The organism is Kitasatospora sp. NPDC101447 (assembly GCF_044767225.1).
Taxonomy (GTDB): domain Bacteria; phylum Actinomycetota; class Actinomycetes; order Streptomycetales; family Streptomycetaceae; genus Kitasatospora.
The window spans coordinates 39,435-50,047 of record NZ_JBIWNL010000054.1; the positions used below are offsets into that span (position 1 = coordinate 39,435).

At 72.5% G+C, this 10,613-nt stretch carries 8 protein-coding genes, 1 pseudogene and 1 riboswitch; of the genes and pseudogenes, 2 read left to right on the forward strand and 7 right to left on the reverse strand.

Annotated elements, in window-relative coordinates; translation table 11 throughout:
• Positions 1-174: 174 nt before the first annotated feature.
• The 6 genes and pseudogenes from ACIRST_RS39770 to ACIRST_RS39795 form a co-directional block, all read right to left on the reverse strand.
• A complete protein-coding gene (locus tag ACIRST_RS39770; RefSeq protein ID WP_350526165.1) occupies positions 175-1,110 on the reverse strand; it encodes a Ppx/GppA phosphatase family protein in 936 nt (311 codons plus the stop codon).
• Between the two features lie 206 nt (positions 1,111-1,316).
• Positions 1,317-1,838: pseudogene (locus ACIRST_RS39775) on the reverse strand (DUF501 domain-containing protein); the annotation flags it as partial.
• On the reverse strand, positions 1,810-2,292 hold the full coding sequence (locus ACIRST_RS39780; protein ID WP_350526159.1) for a septum formation initiator family protein: 483 nt from the start codon (positions 2,290-2,292) through the stop codon (positions 1,810-1,812). The gene ACIRST_RS39780 and the pseudogene ACIRST_RS39775, both read right to left, overlap by 29 nt.
• A gap of 141 nt (positions 2,293-2,433) precedes the next feature.
• On the reverse strand, positions 2,434-3,720 hold the full coding sequence (gene eno / locus ACIRST_RS39785) for a phosphopyruvate hydratase (protein WP_402809146.1): 1,287 nt from the start codon (positions 3,718-3,720) through the stop codon (positions 2,434-2,436).
• A gap of 269 nt (positions 3,721-3,989) precedes the next feature.
• Positions 3,990-4,793 carry a transglycosylase family protein gene (locus tag ACIRST_RS39790; RefSeq protein WP_350526157.1) on the reverse strand — a complete coding sequence of 268 codons (804 nt, stop codon included), beginning with the start codon at positions 4,791-4,793 and terminating at the stop codon, positions 3,990-3,992.
• Positions 4,794-4,798: 5 nt separating this feature from the next.
• A riboswitch (cyclic di-AMP (ydaO/yuaA leader) is annotated at positions 4,799-4,965 on the reverse strand.
• Between the two features lie 243 nt (positions 4,966-5,208).
• Positions 5,209-6,645: a cytochrome P450 gene (locus ACIRST_RS39795; RefSeq protein ID WP_402809150.1), complete on the reverse strand. Its 1,437-nt coding sequence runs from the start codon at positions 6,643-6,645 to the stop codon at positions 5,209-5,211.
• Positions 6,646-6,911: 266 nt separating this feature from the next.
• Here ACIRST_RS39795 and ACIRST_RS39800 point away from each other — a divergent pair, with 266 nt between their 5' ends.
• The gene (locus ACIRST_RS39800) at positions 6,912-7,337 is read left to right on the forward strand and encodes an SDR family NAD(P)-dependent oxidoreductase (RefSeq protein ID WP_350526155.1); all 426 of its coding nucleotides are present in this window, start codon (positions 6,912-6,914) and stop codon (positions 7,335-7,337) included.
• A gap of 4 nt (positions 7,338-7,341) precedes the next feature.
• Here ACIRST_RS39800 and ACIRST_RS39805 read toward each other — a convergent pair whose 3' ends face one another.
• Complete coding sequence (locus ACIRST_RS39805; protein WP_402809153.1) at positions 7,342-8,370, reverse strand: MazG family protein; 1,029 nt, start codon at positions 8,368-8,370, stop codon at positions 7,342-7,344.
• A 1,327-nt stretch (positions 8,371-9,697) separates the two neighbouring features.
• On the opposite strand from ACIRST_RS39805, the gene ACIRST_RS39810 reads away from it, so the two are divergent.
• On the forward strand, positions 9,698-10,613 hold a 916-nt coding region (locus ACIRST_RS39810), incomplete at its 3' end, for an IS256 family transposase (RefSeq protein WP_402809156.1).

The following is a 10,613-nucleotide window of genomic DNA, read 5'->3' on the forward strand; positions in this document are numbered from 1 at the left end:
ACTACCGGGAGGCCTTCGGTCCCACAATTCGGACGTAGCGGGCGAGCCGGTGCGACGAATGGCCCGATCGTCATGTGAAGAAATTCACGAACCTTTTCGCACGGGCCCGGGCGCGTCCCGGCCCCGGCCCTCCGAAAGGGGTGCCGGGGCCGGTCGGGTAAGCCCTGCCGGGGGTCAGGAGGCGATACCCCAGGCGATCCCGTCCAGGATGTCGTGCTCGCTCACGACCACCTCGGCGGCGCCGGTGCGCTCCATGATCTCCAGCAGCTCCAGCGCGCCGGCCGCGATCACGTCCACCCGGCCCGGGTGCATCGACGGGATGGCCGCGCGCTCGGCGTGGGTCGCGGCCAGCAGCTCGCGGGCGATCTCGGCGACCCGCTCCCGGCCGATCCGCGAGTGGTGGATCGCGGCGGAGTCGTAGTCCGGCAGGCCCTGGGCGATCGCGGACACCGTGGTGACCGTCCCGGCCAGGCCCACCAGGGTGGCCGCGCCGGTCAGCGGGACGACCTCCTCGGCCTTGTCCAGCTCGGCCCGCACGTGCGCCCGGGCCTCGGCGACCTGCTCCGCGGAGGGCAGCTCGGCGCCGCCGAAGTGCCGCTCGGTGAGCCGCACGCAGCCGATGTCCACCGAGCGCGCCGCCTGCACGTCCTCCGCGCCGAGCACGAACTCGGTCGAGCCGCCGCCGAGGTCGAACACCAGGTAGGGGGCGGGGAACTGACCTCCGGTCAGCTCCTTGGTGGCGCCCAGGAAGGACAGTCGCGCCTCCTCCTCGCCGCTCACCACCTCGGGCTCGACGCCCAGGACGTCGCGCACGCCCTTGACGTACTCGTCGCTGTTCTCGGCGTCCCGGGAGGCGCTGGTGGCGACGAAGCGCACCCGCTCCGGGCCGACCCCGAAACCGGAGATGATCTCCTGGTACTCCCGGCAGGCCGCGAAGGTGCGGGCCAGCGCGTCCGGGTGCAGCCGGCCGGTCTGGTCCACGCCCTGGCCCAGCCGGTTGACGATCATCCGGCGGTCGAGGTCGGTGATCTCCCCGGTCTCCGGGTCCAGGTCGGCGACCAGCAGCCGGATCGAGTTGGTGCCGCAGTCGATCGCGGCGACTCGGGTCATGGTCACTGCGACTCCTGCTGCCCGCCGGTGTCCCCGGCCGACCCGCCCGGGGCCGCCGCGTCCTGCGCCGCGTCCTCGGCCGGCTCCTGCGCGGCACGCTTCTTGGCGGCGCGCTCGGCGGTCTTCTGCTGCTTGGCGGCGATCACGGCGTCGTGGTCCTGGTCCTTGGCGCGGTTGCGGGCGACCCGCTCACCGGCCGCCTGGACCTCGGCCGGGGAGACGCACGGGCCCTTCGCCCACCAATCCTCCAGCATGCCGATCGCCTCGTCGCCGAGCGGGTTGACGCCCTCGCCGGCCGCCAGCGAGTGGCCGACCAGCACGTGCAGGCACTTCACCCGGTCCGGCATGCCGCCGGCGCTCGGGAAGCCCTCCAGCACCTCGATGGCGTCGCGCCGGGCGATGTAGTCCTCGTGCGCCTCCTGGTAGGCGGCGGCCAGCTCCGGGTCCTCGGCGAGCCGGGCCGTCTGGTCCTTCATGACGCCTTCCGCCTCCAGGGTGCCGATCAGCGAGGCGGCCTTGGGGCAGGTCAGGTAGTAGAGCGTCGGGAACGGCGTGCCGTCGGGCAGGCGGGGAGCCGTCTCCACGACGTCCGGGTTGCCGCACGGGCAGCGGTGGGCCACGCCGCGCAGGCCGCGCGGCACCCGGCCGAGCTGGGCGGCGATGGCCGCGACGTCGGCGTCGGAGACGGCGGGGTGGTTCTCAGTGGTCATGGGGGGAGGTGTCTCCAACGGGGGACGGTGGGAGCGAAAGGGGGGTGCCGGGGGCCGGCGCGGCGGTGTCGGCGGCGTCGACCGAGTCCCAGATGCTGGTGTACCAGGGCTTGGCGGCCGTCGCCTGACCGGCGGCCACCCCGGCGGCGGGGGCGCCGGCGGCGGACGAGGAGGGCTTGGCGGAGGCCTGGCCGGCCGGATCCACCGCGATGTACGGGGTCTCCCCCGGCACCGCGTAGTGCAGCCGGGCGCGCGCCTGCGCCTTGACGTACTCCGGGTCCTGCCAGCGGGCCCGGTCCCGGCGCAGCTGCTCGACCTGCCGGCGCACCTGGTCGGCCTTCGCCCGCTGGGCGGAGATCTCGGCGCGCTGGGAGATGAACTGCCGCGTCGGGTAGGCGAGGATCGCCACCAGCGAGCACAGCACCAGGACGAGGACGGTCGCCCGGCTCGTGAACCGAGGCCGGGCCGCCAAGCCCGGGATCCTCCAGCCTGCCATCTCCCGTATCCCCTCCTGGTCGCGACGGTGCCCCGCCGTCCACCCTACGGGGTGAACGGCGGGGCACCGGTCAGGCTTGCGCTACCGGGAGCGCTCGGCCCTCGTGACCTCGCGGTCTCAGCCCTCGTGCTTGAAGCGCGGGAAGGCGCCGCGGCCGGCGTACTCGGCGGCGTCGTCGAGGATCTCCTCGATGCGCAGCAGCTGGTTGTACTTGGCGACGCGCTCGGAGCGGGCCGGGGCACCGGTCTTGATCTGGCCGCAGTTGGTGGCGACGGCCAGGTCGGCGATGGTGACGTCCTCGGTCTCGCCGGAGCGGTGCGACATCATGCAGCGGTAGCCGTTGCGCTGGGCCAGCTCGACGGCGTCCAGGGTCTCGGTCAGCGAGCCGATCTGGTTCACCTTCACCAGCAGCGCGTTGGCGGTGCCGGTCTCGATGCCCTTGCTCAGGCGGGCCGGGTTGGTGACGAACAGGTCGTCGCCGACCAGCTGGACCTTGTCGCCCAGCTTGACGGTCATGGCCTTCCAGCCGTCCCAGTCCGACTCGTCCAGCGGGTCCTCGATGGAGACCAGCGGGTAGGCGGCGACCAGCTCGGCGTAGTACTCGATGAGCTCGGCAGCCGAGAGGGCCTTGCCCTCGAACTGGTAGGCGCCGTCCTGGTAGAACTCGGAGGCGGCGACGTCCAGGGCCAGCGCGACGTCACGGCCGGGCACGTAGCCGGCCTTCTGGATGGCCTCGGTGATCAGGTCCAGGGCCTCGCGGTTGCTGTCCAGGTTCGGCGCGAAGCCGCCCTCGTCGCCCAGGCCGGTGGACAGCCCGCGCTCCTTCAGCACGCCCTTGAGGGTGTGGTAGACCTCGACGCCCCAGCGGACGGCCTCGGAGAAGGACTCCGCGCCGATCGGGGCGATCATGAACTCCTGGATGTCGACGTTGGAGTCCGCGTGCGAGCCGCCGTTGAGGATGTTCATCATCGGGACCGGCAGGACGTGCGCGTTCGGGCCGCCCAGGTAGCGGAACAGCGGCAGGTCGCTGGCCTCGGAGGCGGCGTGCGCGACAGCCAGCGAGACGCCCAGGATGGCGTTGGCGCCGAGCGAGGACTTGTCCGGGGTGGCGTCCAGGTCCAGCATGGCCTGGTCGATCAGGCGCTGCTCGGTGGCGTCGTAGCCGACCAGCTCCGGGCCGATCTGCTCGATGACGGCGAGGACGGCCTTCTCCACGCCCTTGCCGAAGTAGCGGTTCTTGTCGCCGTCGCGCAGCTCCAGGGCCTCGAAGGCACCGGTCGAGGCACCCGACGGGACAGCGGCACGACCCGTGCTGCCGTCGTCGAGGCCGACCTCGACCTCGACCGTGGGGTTGCCGCGGGAGTCGAGGATCTCACGGGCTACGACGACATCGATGGACGGCACGAGGCATCTCCTTGCGGAAGCAGGGTCCCACTGACGGTGGCGCTGTCGGCGGGACGATTGCGGAGTCGTTACGGACCAGAGCCTAACCGCCCGGGCTCTCCAGGCCACGTCGGCCTCGGTCCCGTCTCAGCGTGTGGCCCCGCTACCCACCGGTAGTTCACCTGCTTGTCCCAGCTTGTCCCACCGGAGCGGGCGAATGCGGACGAAGGGGGCCGGCCGGACCGACCCCCCGTCACGCGTGTCGCCGGTGCCGCCAGGGACACGTCGGCTCAGCCGAGGTGCAGCACCTGGCCGGGCAGGATCAGGTCCGGGTCGCCGCCGACGGTGGAGCGGTTCTGCTCGTACAGCGCGTGCCAGCCGCCGGACACGCCCTGGGTGGCGGCGATGGTCGACAGCGTGTCACCGGCGTGGACGGTGTAGTCGTGGCCGGTCTGCGCGGCCGGGGCCGGCTGCGCGGGGCGCGGGGCCGCGTGCTTGGGGACGTACTGCTGCGCCGACTGGTCGACGGGCTTCTCGGCCTGCACGGGGGCGGCGTGCTTCGGGGCCTGCTTCTGGACGGGCTTCGCGGCCGGCTTCTCGGCGGGCTTCTGGACCGGCTTCTCGGCCGGCTTCTGGGCCTGCCGCTTGGGCGTCTGCTGCTGCGGGGCCGACTGCGGCTTGGAGTCCGAGGAGGTGTCGACGGACGCCGGGGCACCGCCCTTGGTCAGGCCGGCCTTGACGGAGCAGACCGGCCAGGCGCCGGGGCCCTGCGAGGCGAGCACCTTCTCGGCGATCGAGATCTGCTGCGCCTTGCTGGCCTGGTTGGCCTGCGCCGCGTACGAGGTGCCGCCGTACGCCTTCCAGGTGCTGGAGGTGAACTGCAGGCCGCCGTAGTAGCCGTTGCCGGTGTTGATGCTCCAGTTGCCGCCGCTCTCGCACTGGGCGACGGCGTCCCAGGTGGAGACCGGGGCGGCGGAGGCGCCGGTCGCGGTGAGGAGCGGCATCGCGAGTCCGACGCCGGCCACACCGGCGACGGCGATGGCCTTCTCGGTCTGGGTGCGACGACGGTGACGGCCGGTTCCAACGAACAGCATGAAGAGGTCCCTCTCCGCACGCCTGCGAGGTGAGCTGTCGGGTTCGGACCGGGAGGTGGCCCGGCCGCCGTACGCGGAAACGATTCCGCTCGGGCGGCTTCACCCCAAGCCGTGGGGACGGCAACAAACCTGGTTCCCCCGCCCCTGCCCAGGGTTCTGGTCGGTTTCCCGTGACGCGGCGGGCAGGATTCGGCGTTCCGCGCACGAGGTCCGCAGCTGCGAACTCCAGGGAGAGTAGACAGATCTTCAGACCGATCACAAGCTCATATCCCGGACATCACACAGAAATTACGGCACGTGTCCGATCGCCTACCAACGGCGCCACTATGTCGGCATTGATGGGTTTTCACACCCCGCCGGGAGCCCGCCGGGCGACGTTCCATCAGCACGCCGCCCGGCGTTCCGCCACCTCGCGTCAGTTCGCCGGGGGCGCGGAAGGAGCGTGCGGCGGCGTATGCGGGGAGCGGCTCTCCGGAGTGAATTCGACCGGGAGTTCCCGCAGGCCACGCATGATCAGACCGCCCCGCCAGCGCAGATTCTCCGGGCTTTCCGCGAGCTGCAGATCGGGCAGCCGGGAAAGCAGCGTGGCCAGTGCGGCACGCCCCTCCAAACGGGCCAGCGGAGCACCGATGCAGTAGTGGATGCCGTGCCCGAACCCCAGGTGCGGATTGTCCGTCCGGGCCAGGTCCAGGGTGTTCTCGTCCGCGAACCGGGCCGGATCGCGGTCCGCGGCGGCCAGCACCACCAGCACCGGATCGCCGACCGGGATGTCCACCCCGCCGATGGTCACCGGACGCGTCGCGAACCGCCAGGTCGCCAGCTCCACCGGCCCGTCGTAGCGCAGGAGTTCCTCGATGCCCGTCTCCAGCAGCGCGCTCTCCCCGCGCGCCACCGACTCCTGCAGCAGCCGGCGCTGGCCCGGGTTGCGCAGCAGCGCGTACGTCCCGTTGCCGATCAGGTTCACGGTCGTCTCGAAACCCGCGAAGAGGAGGATGAAGGCCATCGCCGCGGCCTCGTTCTCGGTCAGGTGCTCACCGTGGTCGCTCGCGCGGATCAGGCCCGAGATCAGGTCGTCCCCGAGGTCCGCCCGCTTGCGGTGGATCAGCTCCAGCAGGTACGCCCGCATCCGCTTCACCGCCCGCCCCACGCCGCCGCGTTGGCCGCCGCCGTGCCGGATCATCATCCCGGCCCAGTCGCGGAAGTCGTCCTGGTCCTCGGCTGGCACGCCCAGCATGTCGCAGATCGCGTAGATGGGGAGCGGGAAGGCGAACTCGTGGATCAGGTCCGCCGAGCCGCGCTGCGCGAAGCCGTCGATCAGCCGGTCGGTGAGCTGCTGCACCCGCGGCTCGAACTCGGCCACCCGGCGCGGGGTGAACGCCTTCGACACCAGGCGGCGCAGCCGGGTGTGGTCCGGCGGGTCGATGTTCAGCAGGTGCGTCATCAGGTCCGCCTGCCGCTCCCCCGGAATGCCCACCCGGCCGGTGCGGTGCGCCTGCTCGCTGTGGTGCGCCGGGTTCTTCGACAGCCGGGCGTCCGCGAGCGCCTGCCGGGCGTCCGCGTACCTGGTCACCAGCCAGGCCTCGACACCGCTCGGCAGCTTGGTGCGGTGCACCGGGGCGTGCTCGCGCAGCCAGGCGTAGGCGGGGTACGGATCGGCGGCGAACTCCCAGGTGAACAGCTGCGGAGCGGCGGCGTCGGGCTGCGGCGCGGTGGCCTCGGGCTGCGGAACCTCGGCCTCGGGCTGCGGAGCGGCGGCGTCCGACGGGGTCGCTGCGGGCCGGGCGGGATCTGCGGGCGGGGTGGCGTCGGACGGGGTGGCTGCGGGCCGGGCGGGGTCGGGCTGAGCTGGCATGGGTCGACCGTATCCGCTGGGTGCGCTCCCCCCTCCGCCGACGGCTCGCGACCCCCGTGACAACGGCGTACGACGGGCGCCCCAACACTCCGTGGACGACCCGTGGACGGTCCGTGGACAGCTCTTGGACAGCTCTTGGCCGGACGGCGGGCGTGAGCCTGGTCACCTGAGGGGTAATCCCTGTTGCGGAGGGTCAGGTCGTGCCTACGATCCTCCGCAGTACGCGTGGGCGCCGGTGCGGTGTCGCCCACAGGGAGGAGCAGACCATGCGGGTCAGCGGGTCAGTCGTCGTCATCGCGGTACTCGACGGCGGGTCGGGCGCCGACCTCGCCCGCCGGTTCTCCGCGGCCGGCGCCGCCGGAATGCTGATCGCCGACCAGCACGTCGGCATCGCCGAGGACCTCGCCGCCGAACTCGACCGGCCGGGCTGCCCCGTCGTCGGCGTCTCCGGCGACATCCGCCGCCCCAGCGACGTCGCCGCCCTCGTCGACACCGCGGAGAAGCACCTCGGGCCGATCGACCTGTTCGCCGTCGCCGGCCCGGACGGCGAGCGGATCGTCTCCCTCGCCGAACTGCCCGACCACCTCGACCTGGAACGCCTCGCCGAACTCGTCGTCCTCGTCGGCGAAGCCATCGGCGAACTCGTCCCGCCGCAGCGGCGCCCGGTGGAGAGCACCGCCACGGCGGCCTGAGCGCCTACTCCCCGTCCGGCTTGAGGCCCTCGGCCGCGCGCACCGCTTCCCGGTAACCGCGCGCGGCCGAGCGCAGCGCCGCGTCCACGTCCACCCCTGCGTCGTGCGCCCGCTGCGCCACCGCGAGCAGCAGCCGGCCCGCCGACTCCGCGGTCAGCTCGGCCGGCAGCTCGTACGGCTCGTCCGGCACCCCGGAGAAGCCCGACCGGCGCACCCGCGACACCAGCTTCGCCGCGTACGCCAGCGAGGGCAGCCCGGCCGGCACGCCGTCCAGCACCGACTCGCGGTCCGCCTTCTCCGCGGCCTTCAGCTGCTCCCAGTTCGCCTCCACCTCGGCGGCGCCCCCGGCCTCGACGTCCCCGAACACGTGCGGGTGCCGGTACATCAGCTTCTCGACGATGTCCCCCGCCACGTCGTCGATCGAGAAGGCCCCGGTCGGGTGCTCCTCGGCGATCCGGGAGTGGAAGAACACCTGGAGCAGGACGTCCCCCAGCTCCTCGCGCAGCGTGTCGCGGTCCCCCTCCTCGATCGCCTCGACCAGCTCGTACGCCTCCTCGACCAGGTACTTCACCAGGCTCTCGTGCGTCTGCTCGGCGTCCCACGGACAGCCGCCCGGCGAGCGGAGCCGGTCCATCACCGTCACCAGGTCCAGCAGCCGCGCCCCCGGCAGGTCGTACGAACCCGGCAGCACCTCGATCTCCGGCACCTCACCGGCCCGCTCCACCGCGAGCCGCGCGAGCGCGTCCGTCAGCCCCGGATCCCCGTCCGGACTGCCCAGCCATACCGTCGCCCCGGCCCCGGCGGGCTGCTCGGTCAACAACCGCGCCAACGCGGGCGCCGAACCGGGCGCCACCACCTCCACCGCGACCCCGGCCTGCCGGACCGCCGCCACCTGCGGATGCCCCTCGTCCGCCACCAGCACCCGCCCCGCCGCCCGCAACGCCTCCCACGCCGGCCACGCCAGCAACCCGGGGGCCACCCGGTGGGTCGTGGTCAGCAGAATCAACTTGGCACCGGGAACATTCGTCGTCACACCCCGAACCTACCCGCCCACCGCGGCCACCTGCGGCCCTCGCCCCACCCACCCCACCCCTCCCGGCGACCCGGGTAGGCGCGGGGCGACACACCCCGCCCACCGGAGTCGACCAGCCCGACGGTCGAACGGCGGAGCCGGGCCCCCGTGCTCCCCCCTCCCTGGCAACGACACCCCGAGGCGGCCCCGCGCAGCCCGACAACGGAACCCAGCCCACCGGACTCCCACCCCCAGGCGTACCGCCGGAGCAGGCGCACGCAGCGCCCTACGGGACGCGGCACCCACCGGTCGGAACCGAGACCGCCGGCCACAAGGCGGGCTCGGGGTTGGCAAGGCGGGAGTCCGGACGACCCCGGTGGACACGATCGGCTCGTGGACGAGAGGTGCCCGGCGGGATGCGGGCACCGCCCACCCTCGCACGAGAAGTCGGCCCCGCCGACTTCCTGCGCACGGCCAATGGCGGCGAGCACCTGCCAGGACCGCACACCACACGCCGCCACGGACTCCGCCGGAAGTCGCCTCATCCCCCACGCAGCCTCGGCGGTCGTGAATGCGGGACGGTCGAAGCTGTCCGCAGCGAGAGGCCCCTGCGCCAGAGGTCAGCCCCGCCGACTTCCCCCTCCGGCCGGCCGGCGACGTGGAGCGGGATCGGCGGAGGCAGCACACGAGCGGGACAACGAAGTCCCCGCACCGCATCAGAGATCGGCCCAGCCGACTCCCACTTCCGATCAGCGACGCCAGGCGGCAGGAGAGCAGGGAAGAGGCCCATAGGAAGTCGGCCCCGCCGACTTCCCACTCCCCGCCCGCGGTCGCAGGCCAGGAGTGGGGTGAGGGTTGAGGGCGGAGAAGAATCACCCCACCGACCTCCTACGCCCCGCCCGCAGGGGCCATGGGGTGAGGCGGGGGGGGTCGAGAGGTGAACGGGATCGGCAGGGACAGCGATGAGGCCAGGACGCCGACCCCCATAGGGCCCCACCGGAAGTCGGCCCCGCCGACTTCCCACTCCCCGCCCGCGATCGGGCACCAGGGGATGAGGTGGGGGTGGAGAAGCGAGCGGTCCGCGAGGCCGCGAGGGCCAAGACTCCGAGCCCCATAGGGGCGCCACAGGAAGTCGGTCCCGCCGACTTCCCACTCCCGGCCTCGGTCGCAGGCCAAGGGATGCTCCGGTTGCGGTCGGGGGCCACGGGGTGAGGGTGGGGGAGTGTCATGAATCAGGTGGACACCCTGATCAAGGGAGACACTGATGAGCTCGCTGACGGATCACCAGATCGGGTCGGTTCCTGATGGAACGGTTTCGTCGGAGTCCGCAGACGCCGATGCCTTGGACATGGGTCCGAGGAAGAACACCGGCGGGTCGGATGTGGTGGCGTCGGTCGCCGAGCTGGCGGCCGAGCAGGCCAGAGCCGGCGGGATGCAGCTGCTCGGTGAGGGCGGGCTGCTGCAGCAACTGACCCGGCACCTGCTCCAGGAAGCCCTGGAAGCCGAGATGGGCGAGCACCTGGCCTCGACCGCGGAGCCGGGCCGCTCGGCCCGCAAGGGTGGCAACGCGCGCAACGGCTACCGGATGAAGACCGTGATGACCGAGGCCGGGCCGGTCACGCTCGAAGTGCCCAGGGACCGGGCCGGCACGTTCGAACCGAAGGTCGTGCCCCGGCACGCGCGCCGCACCGAGGGTCTGGACAACCTCGTGATCTCGTTGACCGCGAAGGGCCTGACGTCCGGGGAGATCGTCGCGCACCTGGCCGAGGTCTACGGCATGACGACCAGCAAGGAGACCGTCTCCACCATCACCGACCGGGTCCTGGAGGGCATGGCCGAGTGGCGCACGCGCCCCCTCGACGCGGTCTACCCGGTCCTGTTCGTGGACGCTGTGAACATCAAGGTCCGCGACGGCCAGGTCGCCAACCGGCCCGTCTACGTGGTCCTGGGCGTCACCGCCGACGGCTACCGCGACATCCTGGGCCTGTGGACCTCCAGCGGCGGCGAGGGCGCGAAGTACTGGCAGTCGGTCCTGACCGAGATCAAGAACCGCGGCGTGAAGGACTGCCTGATCCTCATCTGCGACGGCCTGGCGGGCCTGCCCGACGCGGTCGCCCAGATCTGGCCGCAGACCGTGGTCCAGACGTGCATCGTCCACCTGTTGCGCAACTCCTTCCGCTACACCTCCAAGCGGGACTGGGCGGCCGTGGCCCGGGATCTCAAGCCCGTCTACACCGCACCGAACGAGACCGCGGCACTTGAGC